Source organism: Streptococcus sp. 2342 (assembly GCF_013276795.1).
In the GTDB taxonomy this organism is placed as follows: Bacteria; Bacillota; Bacilli; order Lactobacillales; family Streptococcaceae; genus Streptococcus.
This window is the reverse complement of record NZ_VMLR01000008.1, coordinates 1-17,468: the sequence shown is the minus strand read 5'-3', so window position 1 is coordinate 17,468 and position 17,468 is coordinate 1. Positions and strand designations below refer to the sequence as shown.

The window sequence follows — 17,468 nt, the reverse complement described above, 5'->3', positions numbered from 1 at the left end:
TGGCTTGCTTTTTAAATTTACTTTTTACCTGACTTGTCCATATTCCAGAAGTCTGTCACGGCTCCGCGTGAAGCAGATGATACGATGTGGGCGTATTTACCGAGGACACCACGGCTATAAAGTGGTGGCAAGGTTGTTTCTGCCTTGCGTTTTTCAAGTTCTTCTTCGGATACTGCCATGGAAATTTCTTTGGTATCTTGGTCAACCGTAACGATATCGCCTGTACGAAGGTAGGCAATTGGTCCACCATCCTGAGCTTCAGGAGCGATATGTCCAACAACCAGACCATAAGTACCACCAGAGAAACGGCCATCCGTCAAGAGGGCCACCTTATCTCCCTGACCTTTACCGACAATCATTGATGAAAGTGATAGCATCTCAGGCATACCAGGACCACCTTTAGGTCCAACAAAACGAACAACGACTACATCGCCATCAACGATTTCATCAGTCAGAACGGCCTGAATTGCATCTTCTTCTGAGTCAAAGACCTTAGCGGGACCAACGTGACGACGCACTTTAACACCTGACACTTTAGCAACCGCACCGTCAGGGGCAAGATTCCCGTGCAAGATGATAAGCGGACCATCCGCACGTTTTGGATTTTCAAGTGGCATGATAACTTTTTGACCTGGTGTAAGGTCTGCAAAGTCAGCCAAGTTTTCAGCAACTGTCTTACCAGTACATGTGATGCGGTCACCATGAAGGAAACCATTCGCCAAGAGATATCTCATAACCGCAGGCACACCACCAACTTCGTAGAGGTCTTGGAAGACATACTGACCAGATGGTTTCAAGTCGGCCAAGTGAGGCACACGTTCTTGGATCGTATTGAAGTCCTCAAGTGACAAGTCAACATTGGCAGCATGAGCAATGGCAAGCAAGTGAAGAGTGGCGTTTGTAGAACCACCGAGAGCCATGGTTACAGTGATGGCATCTTCAAAGGCTTCACGAGTCAAGATGTCTGATGGTTTGAGACCGAGCTCCAACATTTTAACTACAGCACGTCCTGCTGCTTCAATGTCTTCTTTCTTATCAGCTGATTCAGCTGGGTGAGATGAAGAGCCTGGCAAACTCATACCTAGAACTTCGATAGCAGTCGCCATGGTATTAGCAGTATACATACCACCACAGCCACCAGGGCCAGGGCAGGCATTACATTCAAGACGTTTCACGTCCTCAGCTGTCATATCACCGTGATTCCATTTTCCGATACCTTCAAAGACAGAAACCAAGTCAATGTCCTTGCCATCAAGATTTCCCGGTGCAATGGTTCCACCATAGGCAAAAATAGCCGGAATATCCATATTGGCAATGGCAATCATAGAACCAGGCATGTTCTTGTCACAGCCACCGATAGCAACAAAGGCATCGACGTTATGACCACCCATAGCCGCCTCAATGGAATCCGCAATAATATCACGAGATGTCAAAGAGAAACGCATACCAGGCGTTCCCATGGCAATCCCGTCCGCTACAGTGATAGTCCCAAACTGCACAGGCCAAGCACCTGCCGATTTGACACCTTCTTTGGCTAATTTCCCAAAATCATGCAAGTGAATGTTACATGGCGTATTTTCCGCCCAAGTCGAAATGACCCCAACAATCGGTGTTTCAAAGTCCTTATCTGTCATACCAGTCGCACGAAGCATGGCACGGTTTGGTGATTTTACCATACTGTCATAAATGCTACTGCGGTGACGTTTATCTAATTCAGTCATTTGTTCCCTCCCATTTCAGTTTTTACTATTATAGCACATTTTAAAGGCAATGAACAGAAGAAAATTCTTGAATTTTCAGAAAATTTCGATTAATTCGGTTGATGTTCTTCTTATTTTTTCATCTTTTTTTGTCAAGTAACTTTACTTTACAAAAAAAATGTGTTATCCTAGTATAGTTGATGAAAATCAGTAGATTGAATCGAATATAAATACCTAAAGGAGAAATCAAAATGGCAGTACCTGCACGTCGCACTTCAAAAGCGAAGAAAAACAAACGTCGTACACACTACAAAGTAACAGCTCCATCTGTAAACTTTGACGAAACTACTGGAGATTACTCACGTTCTCACCGTGTATCACTTAAAGGATACTACAAAGGACGTAAAATCGCTAAAGCTGCATCAGCTGAATAATAGAAGGGAGATACCATGCGCGTAAATATTACACTTGAACACAAAGAATCTGGTGAACGCTTGTACCTTACTTCTAAAAACAAACGTAACACTCCAGACCGTCTTCAATTGAAGAAATACTCACCAAAACTTCGCAAACACGTTGTGTTTACAGAAGTGAAGTAAGCATTCAATACGAATCAATACAGAAGAAAAACGCTGATTCAAGCGTTTTTTCTTTTTGTCAACTACCTTATATTTCAATTCAAACTTTACTTATCCTACAATCTTTTTTGTAAAACTGATTTGAATCAGGTAATTTTAGGACTCTACTTAACCAATGTCATCATTGTTTACCTATATTATACATGATGTGCAAAATGGAAATTGGCAGCGCGTGTACTAATTTCAGTGAAGCTGACTCAAACAACAGGATTCAGCGTTATAAGATTGCGGAACGACTTCTGAGGAATATCAAAATAAAAACTTGAAATATTGGGTGTTATATGTTAGAATGAACTTACAATATGAGTAAAGTTACAGCATATGTAACTAAAAAGCCCCACCGTGCCACCGATGGGGCTTTTTTGCTACCCTCTTAAAGGGTTAACCATTACTTCTTACGTTTCTTAAGCCATAACTTGAAAAGCTCAGATAACACGTTAATAAGTAACAGAGCTAGAAACACTGTGAGTAAAGTTTCTAACATCGGCAACACCTCCCTTCCTTAAAGTGAGGGGGCCAAAATATAGTAGATTGAAACTAGAATAGTACATTTGGACTTCTAATACTCAATGAAAATCAAAGAGCAAACTAGGAAGCTAGCCGTAGGCTGTACTTGAGTACGGCTAGGTGAAGCTGACGTGGTTTGAAGAGATTTTCGAAGAGTATAGAAATTGATTTGATTGTCCTGATTGATTTGTCCTATTTTTATTTCGTTTCACTATGTTATATCATTTCCAAACAAAAACGCCTTCACATGTAGGCGCTATTTTTTCTTGAACAAGCGGATGTAGTCCTGTTTGCTATGAATAATATCTGATACAAAGACAGATTTTCTGTCCTCTAAAATATGATAGAAGGCTAGGTAATCGCCTAAAATGATGCATCTGGTTTTGTGAGGTGGGTATATAATACATCCTACTCTTTCGTCATCATCAAATCCTGCTTCTGGGAAGACTTCAAGACGCTCCAAACCATAAAGAATATTCTTAACTGTGTTTGCTCCTGCCTGCTCTGAAAAATAGTTAGCTGAGATATAGTCTTTAATACCTCTTAGCTGTTCTTGCACCGTTTCGGATATAATGAGGCTATATGCGTTCTCGTTAAATTCCAAGGTTAGCCCTCACTTCATCAAGGTTGTAAGTTCTTCCATGTTCTAAATCGTCAAAGCTACGGGCAATTTCAGCACGCAACCCTGATAGAAGTTCTTCTCTTTCTTTATCTACTTGAGTTTCAAATGGCAAGGCTTTATTTTCTACAATGTGTTCTAAAAACAAGTTAAAACTGGCTGTCATATCAAGATTTTGCGATGTGATAATAGCTTTAGCCTTCTCTAATAAGTCTCTGTTAGTCTTAAAGTTTACCTGTGTGTTTTTTTCTAAAACATTCATGGTAGTACCTCCTTTAGACTATTATATCACTTTAAACTATACAGGTCTAGTTACGTATAGCTACTTATAGCTGGATGCTTAAAAGCTATTCTAAAATGTAAAAAAGCACTAAGGGAAAGCGCCCCAAAGTGCTTAATATCAAGGCTCCAAAGCCTATCTGATTCAATAAAATATTACAACATTTTGTTGTAGAATTCAACGACAAGTGCTTCGTTGATTTCTGGGTTGATTTCGTCGCGTTCTGGCAAGCGAGTCAATGAACCTTCCAATTTTTCAGCGTCGAATGATACGAATGCTGGGCGTCCAAGAGTAGCTTCTACTGCTTCAAGGATAGCTGGAACTTTCAATGATTTCTCACGAACTGAGATCACTTGACCTGGAGTTACGCGGTATGATGGGATATCAACACGTTTTCCGTCAACAAGGATGTGACCATGGTTTACGAATTGACGAGCTTGACGACGAGTAGTCGCAAGACCAAGACGGTAAACAACGTTATCCAAACGGCGTTCCAAAAGAAGCATGAAGTTGAAACCTAGGATTCCGCCTTTGATTTTTGTAGCTTGTACGAACAAGTTACGGAATTGTTTTTCACCTACACCGTAAGTGAAACGAAGTTTTTGTTTTTCAGCCAATTGCAAACCGTATTCTGACAATTTAGAACGGTTGTTTGGTCCGTGTTGTCCTGGTACGTAGTTACGACGTGCCAATTCTTTACCTGTACCTGTAAGTGAAAGGCCAAGGCGACGAGCTTGTTTCCAAGATGGTCCTGTATAACGTGACATGTGAATGTCCTCCTGATATAAATAATATTTCGGTGGAAATAGTCACTTAGAAAGCCCTGATTCGTGCAGATGCCCTTCGCCTAAACAGCCAAGGTTACTTATCATAAGACACCTGTTGACGAGCTTCATGCTTTCCTGCTGATATTTCACACAAAATCCATTCTACCATGAATAGCTAGATTTGTAAAGGGGGTTTAGACTTTATTTTAAGTTAAGAACAAGGGTAAAGGTGCTTCCGAGGCCGTACTGGCTGCTGACTGTGATTTCTCCACCTAATTGATGGGCCAATTCACGCGCAATCGCAAGTCCTAAGCCATGACCACCCGTTTTCATGTTACGAGAAGTTTCGACACGATAAAGGCGCTTGAAAATATTCTCCAAATCCTCTGGAGCAATGCCCTGTCCCTCATCGGTCACACTGATTGAAAGCTGGTTCTTCTCCAGCTTAGCCACCACTTCCAGCTTGGTTCCTGGAGCAGAGTATTTAAAAGCGTTATTGAGCAGATTCACCAAGATACGAGAAAGCTTAGCATAATCTCCTTCAATCCGGGCAGACTCTGGGATTACCTGTAAGTGGACATCTCTTCTCTCCTGCTCAATCAAGAACTGAAATTCACTCATGCATTCAATCAAGAGCTGATCCAGAAAAATACTGTCTTTACTAGTCATATCCGCCTGATTTCTAGCTGTATTTAGAGTCAAAAAATTCAACTCCTCAACCAGTTTATTGAGTCTTTCCGTCTGGCGTCCAATGGTTGCTAGATAATGAGCTTGCTCCGACTCCTTGATAACCCCATCCAAAATCCCTTCTACCGTCGCTTGGATCGAAGTGATAGGAGTCTTAATATCATGCGATAACTGGGCAATCATCAAGCCCTTTTCTCGTTCGCTTTCTTCCAAGGAATCAAAGCTTGCCTGCAAATCATGGGACATTTCATTAAAAGCTTGCCCTAATTGTTGAAATTCTAAAGGGCCTTGAACCTCCAAATTTGAAGGAAAATCCTTGTCCGCTACCCGCTTGGCATGTTCCTTGAGTTTGCCCAACGACGTAAAGACCGGTGATAGGAGAAAGAGACTAATCCCAGCACCGACAAGGCTGGCAACGATGGTCATCCCAAGCAAAAAGTAAATCTCGCTTTTCTCAATCAGCATTTTTTGAACAGCCCAAAAAACAACCAAAATGGTTAAGAGGGTTGAAATAATATATCCAACCAAAATATAACTTTTTAGTTTCATGTTTGTCCTCTCGGTTTCTCTATCTTATATCCCAACCCCCAAACGGTCTTAATAGTGGGCGTTTGGTCACTACTATATTTTGCCAACTCCTGTCGAAGAGCATGGATATGCACATTCAAGGTATTGGTATCATCCACATAGTCTTCTTGCCAGACCTTTTCATAGAGGTCTGTCTTGGAGAAAACTCGCTCTGGATTGCTAGCTAAAATCCACAGCAATTCAAATGATTTAACAGTCAAATCCAGCATTTCTTCTTCTATTTGAACTTCATGACTACTATGATTCATTTTCAGATTACCAAGGGAAATCAGCTCTGTTTCGCCCCCACGATGAAGGCGGCGCAAAATATTATGGACCCGCAAAACCAGCTCACGAGGGCTAAAGGGCTTAGCAATAAAATCATCTGCTCCCAAGCTCAGACCGTAAATCTTGTCCTGTTCACTGGTCTTAGCAGTAATAAATAGGAAAGGCTGCTCTGGTGATAAGTATTGAACTTCACTGATTAAATCATAACCATCCATCCGAGGCATCATGACATCTGTGATAATCAAATCAATCGGTTTTTTCTTGAACAGCTCTAGCGCTTCCAGTCCATCATGGGCTACCAAGACCTGATAACCTGCCTGAATTAAGTATCTCTGATGAATATCGGTGATTTCTACCTCGTCGTCAACGAGTAAAATTGTCTTTCCCATCTGTCTCTCCTTTGATAAAAACAGTGCTATACTGCTTTAAGTATAACACTATTTCTATTGTTTTACGATGATTTTAATCTGCTATTGAAAGAAAGTCCTGATTGCTGATTGAGTTGGTAAACTAGCCTTAGTCAGCCCACTATCCATCATTTATTTCCTTAGCTGATTAGTTTTCTTCTTTTTTGTTTTTCAAACCTAGACCACCGAGTAAACCTGCAAGTGCAAGCCCAAGGAAACCAATACTTGCCATTGATGTTTGAGCTTCACCAGTATTTGGTAGCATAGCTTTATCATCTGACATCATCTTGTCTGACATCATCGTATCAGACATCTTGTTAGCAGAAGCAGCCATGTTTTCACCTGCCATCGTATTGGTAGAGCTTGTCATAGTGTCAGCAGGCATGCTATCTGTAGTACCTGGAGCTGGAGTCTCAGTCTTCATACCTGATTTTTCCATTTGGTCATTTGCTGGCATTGCTTTATCAGTCTCTTTGGCTGGTGCCATCATGTCCTTATGGTCAGTAGCTGTTTGATGAGTCGCACCTGTAGCATGACTGTGATTCATCGGAGTCACGCCAGAGCCAGAGTTAGAAGGTGAGAAAGAACCATTCGCTGTGTCTGATGTTTCTTTAACATTTATCTTAATAGTAACTTGTTTAGTTGCTACGACATTTGTCAAGTCAGCTTTACCATCTTTGTTACCGTAAACTTTAACAGTAGCATTGTAAGTCTGAGTACCATTAGCACGAAGCTGATCGATTAAAGCTTGACCTTGTTTACCAACAGTATTGCCATTTAAGTCTACTTCATAGAAATATTGACCTTTTGTTTTCACATTTTCTCCTAATGGAGATAAAGCAGGATTTTTAGCTACACCATTATCAGACCATGGAGCCTTGTCAGAAGCTTTTAGTAATAGACGAGTCAACATACCATCACCAGCGAATAGTTCATAAGGAATTACTTGGTTTACACCGGCTGTGAATGGACCTTTTCCTTCAGCTTTTTCAAGATAAGCAGCAGGAACATCGATACTGTCTTTAATGTTATCTTTAACAGCTTTTTCGACAGTTTCTTTAGCAACTAATCCATTGATGTTGATGTCTACATTTTTAGTAGCAACTAGATTAGTCAAGTCAGCTTTACCGTCTTTATTTCCGTAAACTTTAACAGTAGCTTTATAAGTTTGAGTACCATTAGCACGAAGCTGATCAATTAAAGCTTGACCTTGTTTACCAACAGTATTGCCATTTAAGTCTACTTCATAGAAGTATTGACCTTTGGTTTTCACGTTTTCTCCTAATGGAGATAAAGCAGGATTTTTAGCTACACCATTATCAGACCAAGGAGCCTTATCAGAAGCTTTGAGCAAGAGACGAGTCAACATACCATCACCAGCGAATAGTTCATAAGGAATTACTTGGTTTACACCGGCTGTGAAAGGACCTTTTCCTTCAGCTTTTTCAAGATAAGCAGCAGGAACATCAATACTGTCTTTAACGTTGTTTTCAACTGCAGAGTTAACATCGCTTCTTGTTACAAGACCGTTCAAGGTAATATTTACTTTACGTTCCTTGACAACCTTAGTCAAATCAGGTTTATCTCCGGCTGCTTCATAGACAGTTAGGGTAGCTACATAGGTATTTGTACCATTAGTACGAAGTGTATCTAATAAATCCTGACCCTGCTTACCTGTGGTGTTACCATTCAAAGATACTTGATAGTAATACTTGTCATCAGGTAAATTTTTCACTGGTGGAATTTTCTCGTTTTGAGCGACACCGTTATCTGACCATGGAGCCTTGTCAGATGCTTTGAGCAAGAGACGAGTCAACATACCATCGCCTGCGAAAAGTTCATATTTAAGTGGTTTGTTTACACCAGCCAAGAAAGGACCGGGAACTTTGGCTTGTTCTAGGTAGCCCGCTGGGACATCAATACTGTCTTTAACATCCTCATCGACAGCTTTTTCAATATCTTCTGGAGTTGCTTGTGTCCCTGCCACATCATCTGTATCTACAGCGTCTTTTAAGACATCTGTTAGCTCTGGATTTTCTTGAGCTTCTTCACCTTTTTCAAAAAGTGTATCCAGACGAGAAGGGCTTGTTTCCTCGCTCACTTCAGTTCCTTCTGTAGTTGTCGGAAGTGAATTCGTATTTCCAGCAACGGCCTCAGGTTTCGCTTCAGCAAGAACGGTGTCTCCCTGAGTTTCTGCTAAGTCACCCTCTTTCGTTACCGATTCCCCTTCAGGTAAGACTTGAGCAGGGGTTGGATTGAGCCCATCGGCACGTACAGAACTTGGCTGACCAACTAGGACAAAGAAGCCACTAGCCACAACAACTGAGGCAACACCGACACTAAGACGGCGAATAGACCAACGAGTATATCTTTGATTTGGATTGAATTTCATAGGATTCTCCTTAGAGTTTTTCTTTATTTGATGACTCTAGTATAATCTCCTAAAATTAAAAAGGACTAAGAAAAAGTTAAAATTTTTCTTAAATCCCTCTTATAAAATACTTATATCAATTAAATCCATAAACAGATTTGGTGATTTGATAGACGACATTGGAAAGTTTGCGGGCTGGCAAGACCGAATGTTTGGTCAAACGGCTGAGCATGGTTTTGCGAATAGCCTGAAAGACCTCTGGATTTTCCTGCTGAATATAGGTCCACAGCTCCCGTTTTTTGGCAAGATGCTCTGCTGTTCCAGCTCGATTGAGCAGGGCACTGGAAATCACCGTCGTGATTTCAATATGATTCAGCAGATATTCTCGCATTTTGGGGTGGCTCACTTGGGATAAATCAAGCTGGTCTACCAAGAGTCGATTGACTTTCAGTTGCTGGTCAATGCGCTTAATCATCACTTGCTCATTGACAGACTGGTCCTCACGCCCAATCAAATAACGATAGAAATCGACAGGTAGATAGTACATGGTTTTGACCTGCTGAAGGGGGGTAAAGACAAAGAGATTATCGACATAAAAAGTATGCTCAGGCAGTTGGAACTGGCTCGCTCGCAACAAATCTGTACGGTAAATCAGCGAGTGCATCATGATATACTGCCCTTTTGAGAAATTTCCGACCTGATCCCAGCCAAAAATCTGCCGAACAGGCAAGACTGACTCATAACTCATACTCTTCTTACGAGACTGACCTTCCTTTTCATAGACAAAATTGGTCACAAAGGCGTCAACCTCTTGACCCTTGCTCTCAAGTTCCTGCAAGGTTTCAAGAATTTTCAAGTAGGCACGAGGATCCACCCAGTCATCACTGTCAACTACTTTAAAATAGCGCCCAGAAGCCTCCGCCAAGCCGCGATTGACCGCACCGCCATGGCCTTTATTTTCCTGATAGATGGCTCTAACGATGCTAGGATACTTGCTGGCTAAACGCTCAGCTATTTCCTGAGTCTGGTCCTGAGACCCGTCATTGATAATCAAAATCTCAACTTGCTCACCACCAATCACTAGCGACTCCACACAGTAATGAAGATAGGCTGCAGCATTATAGCTAGGAATGGCGATAGACAATAACTTCATAATCTGCTCCTTAGGGGACTGATTTTTTCTTATACTCTTCGAAAATTAAATTCAAACCGCGTCAACCCTATCTGCAACCTCAAAACACTGTTTTGAGCAGCCTGCGGCTAGTTTCCTAGTTTGATCTTTGATTTTCATTGAGTATTACTCTCTCTTGTCACTTCTTTCTATTTTACCATAAAGTCCAGCCTTTGAAGAACTTTTACTAGAATATAAGGCTTTTGTCTCTCTTTGCCATCTTGGGCATCAAAAAAGAGGGAAGCTCCCTCTTTTACGAATTCAATGCTGCTAGGGTATCCAAATACTGGTTGTTGATGACTGCCAAAATATAGGTATCTGCCTTCAAGAGGTCATCTGGTCCAAATTCAACATCCAATGGGGAATTTTCCTGCTCTCGGAAACCCAAAATATTCAGATTGTATTTGCCACGGAGGTCTAATTCACTCAAACTTTGACCTGCCCAAGACTGAGGAGTCTTCATCTCCACAATAGAGACATTTTTATCCAACTGAAAGACATCAACACTATTATGGAAAAGAATGGTCTGTGCTAGGGACTGCCCCATTTCATACTCTGGCGAGATAACCGAGTCAGCTCCAATCTTTTCTAGCACTTTCTTAGCTGTATGGCTTTTGACCTTGGCAATAACAGTCGGTACCCCCAAACTCTTACAGTGCATAACCGCAAGCACACTCGACTCCAGATTTTCACCTGTCGCGACTACAACGGTATCGCAGGTATCAATCCCTGCTGATCTCAATAATTCTTCATCTGTGATGTCACCAATCACTCCACGCGCCAAAACTGGCTCAAACTGATTGATGCGCTCAGCGTGGTCATCAATAGCGATAATATTCATATCCTGCTTGGCTAGGGCAGCTAGGACACTGCTCCCAAAAATTCCCAAGCCTAAAATTCCAATCGTACGATCTGACATGCTCTTTCCTTTCTTAACCAATACTAATATCTGCTTTCATATAGTGAATCATATCTTTCTTTTCTGGATGGTAATCTGCTAGACTGACCAGCAGGGTCAAGGGACCAATTCGTCCGATAAACATGAGAACCATAATCACACTTAGAGCTAATTTCCCTAAATCTGGAGTTAAATTTGCCGTCACTCCGACTGTCCCAAGAGCAGAAATGGTTTCAAATATGAGGTGGATAAAGGGAGGATTTCCCTTGGCTGTGATCCCTAGTAAAATCAAGCCCAGCAAGAAGGTCATCAAAAAGATAATAAAGACACTAAAGGATTTTTGAACCGTTCGTGGCGCAATCGTTCGTCTCGCAACATTGGCATGAGGCAAGCCCAAAAGCTCACTTCGCGCAAAGACCAAGAGGACAAAAAATGTGGTAATCTTGAGCCCCCCAGCTGTTCCTCCTGGAGCCCCACCTAGAAACATCTGCAAGATATAAATCAATAAGGTAACAGGACGAGCCATGCTGTAATCAATTGTCCCAAAACCAGCCGTTCTCATGCTGACAGTTTGGAAAAAGCTGACCAAGACCTTATCTGCAACAGGGAGATTGCCAATCGTCCCTGCATTGTTCCATTCAAGAGCGAGACTACTCACCGTCCCAAAAGCTAGGAGCCCCACCGTCAGTAATAAAACCAGTTTGGTGTGAAAATGCAGGCGCCCTTTTTTCTTTTTCCCTATATGCGTAGCAAGGTCAAACCAGACCATAAATCCAAGACCGCCTGTAATAATCAAGCCTGCGATAACCAGATTGACCAAGGGATCAGTCTGAAAAGCAATCAAGCTCGTACTTCCAAAATTATCAAAACCTGCATTACAGAAGGCGGATATAGCTAGAAAAATAGCACTAAAGAGACCGCGCCCCCAGCCAAGTTGAGGAACAAAACGAAAACTGAGGAATAAAGCTCCTAAACCCTCAACCAAAAAAGTCGTGAGAAAAATAGAATAGACAAACTTTCTCAAAGATCGAGTCTCTCCATAACTAAAACTATCCTGAATAGTTGCACGGCTACGAAGACTAAGCTTTTGCTTGCTCTGGATATAGAAAACCCCAATAAAGGTCATGAGCCCCAGACCACCAATCTGAATCAAGAACATACAAATGAGCTGACCCCAAATATTGTAGGTGTCAGCGACAGGCTGGGTAAAAAGTCCTGTCACACAGACCATGGATACGGTTGTAAAGAGATGGTCGAAATAAGTCGCTCGTGAGCTTTCAACTTGGACAAAAGGCAAGCTCAAAAGAAGAGAGCCTAGTAAAATGACCAAGGCAAAACTCAAAAAAATACGACGGGCTGGCGATAAACGAGATAAGCCTAGCTCTATTTTTTCCTTAGATAATTTGAATAACATGTTTCCATTGTACCATAAAAAGCTCGAAATGACTTAGATAGGATAAGGCAAAATCCACTAACACCAAGCCTAAAAAATGCCACCTTTTTGTTGATAGTCTAGGCAATAACAAGCCTCGTTCAAGAGTTCTTGATAATGTGACTGTAAGACAGGAGCTTTTAACGCCAGCTACTCACTCTATAGAAAATGAAACACACCATTTTGAATCTGAAATAGTAGGCTACAACTTCTCAAACATTACTAGAAATTGATGCAACTTACCTAATCAATTTGTTGAGATTTTATTTCATATTACCACAATAAAAACGCATAGTATCAAGGTTTTTCACCTGATATGATGCGTTTTTCTGATTTTAAAGATTTTTCCCAATCTCAACATGCGTCCAAAAAGAGGAAGATGACCTCGTTTAAACATATTTTTGCAAAGTATGAGCTAGACATTGTATGATAAAGCAGACCTTTTGTCAGCATAACTAAAGGAGGTGAACACTTGCTAAACTCAGTTCTAGCGCCTTATCAAAAGCTTCTGAACCCCAGTCACGACTATCGTACTGATCCAAGTCTGCTAAGGAATCAGCTGTGAACAACAATTCACCCCAGAGGACCCCACGCAATTGCGCTACTGCCGCAAGCGCAGAACACTCCATCTCCACAACAGCACAGCCTTCTTCCTTGCGATAAGCCACCTTTTCAGCCGTTTCTCGGTAAAAACCGTCTGTAGACCAGGTCATGACTTCTTCATAAGGAATCTCTCTGGTTTCCAACACTCGCTCAATAGCAGCAATAGCCTCTGGCTGCATTTCCATATAACGAGAAGGCGCCACATAGTGGTAACTGGCTCCTTCATCTCGCAGAGCGCGAACAGGGACTAGAAAGGCATTTTCCTCTATATCGGCTAGCACACCACAGGTACCTGTGGAAATAATCTGCTCCACACCATAGCCAATCAACCAATCCATAAACTGGGCTGCTGGAGCTGAACCAACAGGAGCCTGAGCCAGACAAATCTCCTCGCCCTTGTAGTTGATGACGTAGACTGGATAGGTCTTGGTGGCAGAAACGAACTCACCGACACAATCCGCCCCTACTTCCTGAGCATAGCGGTCAATCTCCTCACCTAAAAAGGCATAGACACACTTCTTAGGCAACTGCAAATCCAACCCCTCGTGATTGGGCATGATGACCGCCTGAGGATTATCATCAAACTCTAAAATGGGAATCGCATGTTTCTGAATCATAACCTACCTCCTCTAATTTTGTACTATTGTATCAAAAACTGACCGAGTGTCAAGGAGGAAGCTGATGAACTGGGGAGAGAAACAATACAATAACAATATTTTTGACAGAGACTCTTTTTAATGGTACAATGGACTTGCTTAAAAGTTCGATGAAATAAGCACATAAGAAACACCACCGGTTGCCGCCAGTGGTGTTTTTTTGCGCTTGCTCAAGGCGCTCAGGCTATTTCTTTTTCTTGTCGCATTTGCTTGCTACAAATCGGATAAGCCACTCCGATAAGACATTCGCTAGTGTACCAGCAAGAATAGGTAGCAAGACAAGTTCGATGAAAACGCACATAAGATCACCTCCTGCCTGCGCAGTCTAGTGTTTGCGACCTTACTATTGTATCATCTTTGACTGAAAATAAATAGAAAAAATCATTGACATCATCTAGTCATCCACAAAAACTCTCTCCTACACTAGTACTTCTTGCATCAAAAACATCCCAGTTACAAGATGATTTAAAATTGATCAATGAAGCAGACTTGCTAAGATATAGAGTAGGTAAATGTGGGTTGGGTAAAAAATATAGAAGAAGTTTTTATCTCCACTCCGCTTTTCTCTCAAGGAAAAGAAAGAAATTAGCGGATTTCCCTACAATAAAATTCGTGTCACCATTGACCAAAATCTAACCTATCGCGATGAGAATGTCAGTTTATTCTCAGGAAAGGACGGTTTCCCTCTACTAAACGAGGACATTGTCATCATGGAAATTAAAGCTCCAGGTAGAAAACCCCAATGGCTACAAGATATTCTCGACCAATATGGACTGGTAGAGCAGAAATTTTCAAAATACAGCTGCGCCTACCACAAGTCTCAGGGGCTGGACTATAGCCCACGACCAAGCACAGAAAGTGTAGGTACTACTTATGTCTAATCTTTTCAACTCCATTTTCAACGACACAACCGCCACTGCCAATCCCATCCAGCTCTTTTTAGCTCTCTTAGTCAGCCTGATCTTAGGTTTAGCGCTGACCTGGGCCTACAAACACCGTACCCTTTATACACGGGAATTTGCTGTTAGTTTGACCCTACTCCCCTGCTTGATGACCTTGGTCATCTTTCTGGTAAATGGCAGCCTAGGAACCTCTATCGCCGTTGCAGGAACCTTTAGCCTCATTCGTTTCCGTTCAGCCACCAGTGGTTCGAGAGAGCTAATTGCTATCTTTCTTGCCATGATTATCGGGCTGGCAGCAGGGACAGGCTATCTAGCTCTAGCGATTCTCTTCACCGTCTTTATCTTAGCGGTATGGCTTCTTTTAGAGAAACAACAAAGCAAGAGCAACCACCAACGCCGCAGACTATTAACCATCACAATCGCCAACCAAGAAAAGCAACTCCAAACTATCCAATCTGGACTGGCACAATTCTGTACTGAGTTAGACCTCATCTCGATTGATATTAGCAATGATGGAGAACAAGTCACCACTGTCTATGAAGTTGATTTCAAGGCTCAAACTAACGATTTCCAAATCATCAATTACCTCACTAAAAAACAGGATACTTACCAGGTTTCCCTGACCAAGAATGCCAAGAAGAGAAAGAATTTGTAATTTTCAAATCAAATAGCAAACTAAGAGTCTCTTGAGTACCACCATTCTTTACCAATCAAAAAAAACTCCGTAGTCTCTAGCGCCATAAATCCAGCTAGAGATTACAGAGTTATTTTTTAATCTAAACTTCCTACAAGAGTATATTATCTACTGAAAGGATATGGTATTTGTAGGGAATACTTTAAAGAGTTCTTACAGGAAGTCAGTATTAACTAGTTATATTAGGCTTATACTCTTCGAAAATCTCTTCAAACCACGTCAGCTTCACCTTGCCGTATAGATGTGACTGACTTCGTCAGTTCTATCTGCAACCTCAAAACGGTGTTTTGAGCAGCCTGCGGCTGGCTTCCTAGTTTGCTCTTTGATTTTCATTGAATATTAGTTTACCCATTCACCATTAGCATTGACTCTATAGCCATCTACAGTTGTGTTGACTGCAAGGGCACCTGAGCCATTGACATAGTACCATTCGTCTGATACTTTGAACCATTGGCTTGCTTTCATAGCACCTGATGCTTCAAGATAGTACCAAGTACCTCCATCTTTAAGCCAACCTGTTGCCATTGAACCATTAGCGTTTAGGTAGTACCATGAGCCGTTGACTTTAGCCCAACCTGTTGCCATAGCGCCGTTAGCGTTTAGGTAGTACCATGAACCATTGTATTGGAGCCATCCTGTCGCCATAGCGCCATTGCTGTTGAGGTAGTACCATGAACCGTTGTTTTGGAGCCAACCTGTTACCATAGCACCATTAGCGTTTAGGTAGTACCATGAACCGTTGTCTTGTAGCCATCCTGTCGCCGTTGAACCATCAGTATTGTAGAAGTACCACATACCGTTTTCTTGTTTCCAGCCTGTTTTTGGAGCGGCTGGTTTAGCTGGTTCTACTACAGAATATGAGCTGTATGATGGAACATATGATGAGTATGAAGGGACATATGTCGGATTAGATGGTCTTGCAGGAACAGAAGGTTGTGCTGGAGTTTCAGCTGGTTTTTCCGCTGGTTTCTCCGCCGGTTTTTCCGCTGGTTTTTCCGCTGGTTTTTCTTTAGCTTTATCTTCTTCTGCAGCTTTCTTATTTAATTCATCGATAAATTTTTCAGCTTGTTTTGCAGTTAAGCCTTTTTTGAAGCCTTCTACAATTTGTTTTCTTGTTTCATCTGATGCTGCTTTTAATGCTGCAATTGTATCAGCTTTTGCTTTTGCTTCTTCTGGACTATTAGTTTCAGCTTTTTCTAATTCTGCGATTGCTGCTTTCAATGCTGCATCATAGTTTGCTAAAAATTCTTCCTGAGCTGCTTTCTCTTTTTCTGCTGACTTTTTATTTGCATCATCGATTGCTTTTTCAGCGTCTTCTGCAGTTAAGCCTTGTTTGAAACCTTCTACGATTTTAGCTTTTGTTTTATCTGCTTCTGCTTTTAATTTTGCAATCGTATCTTGAATTTGTTCTTCTATTTCAGGATTATTTTTTGCATCTTCTTCTAATTTTGCAACCGTATCCTTTAATGCCTTGTCAAAATTAGCTAAAAATTCTTGTTGAGCAGCTTCTTCTTCCTTAGCTTCTTGTTCCTCTGCTACTTCCTCTTCTTTAGCTTTTTCTTCTACTTCTTTTTCAGCGTCTTCTGCAGTTAGACCTTTTTTGAAGCGTTCTTCATAGTCAGCTTTCTGAGCTTTAGTTCGTTTTTCAAATTCATCAATAAACCCTTGAATTTGGTTTTGTAATTCTGAATCTCCTTTTGCATTGTCTAAATCTTCTTTTAATTCTTTAACTATAGCTTCTGCAGCTTTATCAAAATTAGATAAGAATTCTTTTTGAGCAGCTACTTCTTCCTTAGCTTCTTGTTCCTCTGCTACTTCCTCTTCTTTAGCTTTTTCTTCTACTTCTTTTTCAGCGTCTTCTGCAGTTAGACCTTTTTTAAAGCGTTCTTCATAGTCAGCTTTCTGAGCTTTAGTTCGTTTTTCAAATTCATCAATAAACCCTTGAATTTGTTCTTGTAATTCTGGATCTTCTTTTGCATTGTCTAAATATTCTTGTAATTCTTTAAGTGTAGCTTCTTTAGCTTTATCAAAATTAGATAAGAATTCTTTTTGAGCAGCTGCTTCTTCCTTAGCTTCTTGTTCCTCTGCTACTTCCTCTTCTTTAGCTTTTTCTTCTACTTCTTTTTCAGCGTCTTCTGCAGTTAGACCTTTTTTAAAGCGTTCTTCATAGTCAGCTTTCTGAGCTTTAGTTCGTTTTTCAAATTCATCAATAAACCCTTGAATTTGTTCTTGTAATTCTGGATCTTCTTTTGCATTGTCTAAATATTCTTGTAATTCTTTA

At 41.2% G+C, this 17,468-nt stretch carries 15 protein-coding genes and 1 pseudogene; 4 read left to right on the top strand and 12 right to left on the bottom strand.

Annotated elements, in window-relative coordinates:
* Positions 1-17: 17 nt before the first annotated feature.
* Complete coding sequence (gene ilvD / locus HT689_RS08070) at positions 18-1,721, bottom strand: dihydroxy-acid dehydratase (RefSeq protein WP_138336847.1); 1,704 nt, start codon at positions 1,719-1,721, stop codon at positions 18-20.
* 230 nt (positions 1,722-1,951) lie between these two features.
* Here ilvD and rpmF point away from each other — a divergent pair, with 230 nt between their 5' ends.
* Complete coding sequence (gene rpmF / locus HT689_RS08065) at positions 1,952-2,134, top strand: 50S ribosomal protein L32 (RefSeq protein ID WP_000290417.1); 183 nt, start codon at positions 1,952-1,954, stop codon at positions 2,132-2,134.
* Positions 2,135-2,149: 15 nt separating this feature from the next.
* A complete protein-coding gene (gene rpmG / locus HT689_RS08060) occupies positions 2,150-2,299 on the top strand; it encodes a 50S ribosomal protein L33 (protein ID WP_001265622.1) in 150 nt (49 codons plus the stop codon).
* An 802-nt stretch (positions 2,300-3,101) separates the two neighbouring features.
* Here the strand turns inward: rpmG and HT689_RS08055 are convergent.
* The 10 genes from HT689_RS08055 to HT689_RS08010 form a co-directional block, all read right to left on the bottom strand.
* The gene (locus tag HT689_RS08055) at positions 3,102-3,449 is read right to left on the bottom strand and encodes a type II toxin-antitoxin system RelE/ParE family toxin (protein WP_173224728.1); all 348 of its coding nucleotides are present in this window, start codon (positions 3,447-3,449) and stop codon (positions 3,102-3,104) included.
* Positions 3,439-3,726 (bottom strand): type II toxin-antitoxin system RelB/DinJ family antitoxin, encoded by a 288-nt coding sequence (locus HT689_RS08050; RefSeq protein WP_173224725.1) that lies wholly within the window; start codon positions 3,724-3,726, stop codon positions 3,439-3,441. The genes HT689_RS08055 and HT689_RS08050 overlap by 11 nt, the downstream gene beginning before the upstream one ends.
* Before the next feature lie 173 nt (positions 3,727-3,899).
* Positions 3,900-4,511 carry a 30S ribosomal protein S4 gene (rpsD, locus tag HT689_RS08045; RefSeq protein WP_000092756.1) on the bottom strand — a complete coding sequence of 204 codons (612 nt, stop codon included), beginning with the start codon at positions 4,509-4,511 and terminating at the stop codon, positions 3,900-3,902.
* 201 nt (positions 4,512-4,712) lie between these two features.
* Positions 4,713-5,747: a HAMP domain-containing sensor histidine kinase gene (locus HT689_RS08040; protein WP_173224723.1), complete on the bottom strand. Its 1,035-nt coding sequence runs from the start codon at positions 5,745-5,747 to the stop codon at positions 4,713-4,715.
* The gene (locus HT689_RS08035; protein ID WP_173213906.1) at positions 5,744-6,442 is read right to left on the bottom strand and encodes a response regulator transcription factor; all 699 of its coding nucleotides are present in this window, start codon (positions 6,440-6,442) and stop codon (positions 5,744-5,746) included. Before HT689_RS08035 ends, HT689_RS08040 begins: the two co-directional genes overlap by 4 nt.
* 166 nt (positions 6,443-6,608) lie before the next feature.
* On the bottom strand, positions 6,609-8,852 hold the full coding sequence (locus tag HT689_RS08030; protein WP_173224720.1) for a PavB family fibronectin-binding SSURE repeat adhesin: 2,244 nt from the start codon (positions 8,850-8,852) through the stop codon (positions 6,609-6,611).
* A gap of 115 nt (positions 8,853-8,967) precedes the next feature.
* Positions 8,968-9,984, bottom strand: coding sequence for a glycosyltransferase family 2 protein (locus HT689_RS08025; RefSeq protein WP_173224717.1), 1,017 nt, complete (start codon positions 9,982-9,984; stop codon positions 8,968-8,970).
* Between the two features lie 271 nt (positions 9,985-10,255).
* Positions 10,256-10,921 carry a TrkA family potassium uptake protein gene (locus HT689_RS08020; protein ID WP_173224714.1) on the bottom strand — a complete coding sequence of 222 codons (666 nt, stop codon included), beginning with the start codon at positions 10,919-10,921 and terminating at the stop codon, positions 10,256-10,258.
* Between the two features lie 13 nt (positions 10,922-10,934).
* Positions 10,935-12,314 carry a potassium transporter TrkG gene (locus HT689_RS08015; RefSeq protein WP_050236539.1) on the bottom strand — a complete coding sequence of 460 codons (1,380 nt, stop codon included), beginning with the start codon at positions 12,312-12,314 and terminating at the stop codon, positions 10,935-10,937.
* 473 nt (positions 12,315-12,787) lie between these two features.
* Positions 12,788-13,552 carry a nucleoside phosphorylase gene (locus HT689_RS08010; RefSeq protein WP_173219958.1) on the bottom strand — a complete coding sequence of 255 codons (765 nt, stop codon included), beginning with the start codon at positions 13,550-13,552 and terminating at the stop codon, positions 12,788-12,790.
* A 596-nt stretch (positions 13,553-14,148) separates the two neighbouring features.
* Between HT689_RS08010 and HT689_RS08000 the strand changes: the two are divergent.
* A pseudogene (locus HT689_RS08000) lies at positions 14,149-14,472 on the top strand (VTC domain-containing protein); the annotation flags it as partial.
* Positions 14,465-15,148: a DUF4956 domain-containing protein gene (locus HT689_RS07995; protein ID WP_173251774.1), complete on the top strand. Its 684-nt coding sequence runs from the start codon at positions 14,465-14,467 to the stop codon at positions 15,146-15,148. The pseudogene HT689_RS08000 and the gene HT689_RS07995, both read left to right, overlap by 8 nt.
* 378 nt (positions 15,149-15,526) lie before the next feature.
* Here the strand turns inward: HT689_RS07995 and HT689_RS09795 are convergent.
* On the bottom strand, positions 15,527-17,468 hold a 1,942-nt coding region (locus HT689_RS09795), incomplete at its 5' end, for a hypothetical protein (RefSeq protein WP_240148133.1).

What these genes read in the sequence shown, in the direction of transcription:
- rpsD (WP_000092756.1), bottom strand. Translation starts at nt 4,511, where the DNA reads ATGTCACGTTATACAGGACCATCTTGGAAACAAGCTCGTCGCCTTGGC.
- HT689_RS08030 (WP_173224720.1), bottom strand. Translation starts at nt 8,852, where the DNA reads ATGAAATTCAATCCAAATCAAAGATATACTCGTTGGTCTATTCGCCGT.
- HT689_RS07995 (WP_173251774.1), top strand. Translation starts at nt 14,465, where the DNA reads ATGTCTAATCTTTTCAACTCCATTTTCAACGACACAACCGCCACTGCC.
- HT689_RS08025 (WP_173224717.1), bottom strand. Translation starts at nt 9,984, where the DNA reads ATGAAGTTATTGTCTATCGCCATTCCTAGCTATAATGCTGCAGCCTAT.
- rpmF (WP_000290417.1), top strand. Translation starts at nt 1,952, where the DNA reads ATGGCAGTACCTGCACGTCGCACTTCAAAAGCGAAGAAAAACAAACGT.
- HT689_RS08015 (WP_050236539.1), bottom strand. Translation starts at nt 12,314, where the DNA reads ATGTTATTCAAATTATCTAAGGAAAAAATAGAGCTAGGCTTATCTCGT.
- HT689_RS08010 (WP_173219958.1), bottom strand. Translation starts at nt 13,552, where the DNA reads ATGATTCAGAAACATGCGATTCCCATTTTAGAGTTTGATGATAATCCT.
- HT689_RS08050 (WP_173224725.1), bottom strand. Translation starts at nt 3,726, where the DNA reads ATGAATGTTTTAGAAAAAAACACACAGGTAAACTTTAAGACTAACAGA.
- HT689_RS08020 (WP_173224714.1), bottom strand. Translation starts at nt 10,921, where the DNA reads ATGTCAGATCGTACGATTGGAATTTTAGGCTTGGGAATTTTTGGGAGC.
- HT689_RS08035 (WP_173213906.1), bottom strand. Translation starts at nt 6,442, where the DNA reads ATGGGAAAGACAATTTTACTCGTTGACGACGAGGTAGAAATCACCGAT.
- rpmG (WP_001265622.1), top strand. Translation starts at nt 2,150, where the DNA reads ATGCGCGTAAATATTACACTTGAACACAAAGAATCTGGTGAACGCTTG.
- ilvD (WP_138336847.1), bottom strand. Translation starts at nt 1,721, where the DNA reads ATGACTGAATTAGATAAACGTCACCGCAGTAGCATTTATGACAGTATG.
- HT689_RS08040 (WP_173224723.1), bottom strand. Translation starts at nt 5,747, where the DNA reads ATGAAACTAAAAAGTTATATTTTGGTTGGATATATTATTTCAACCCTC.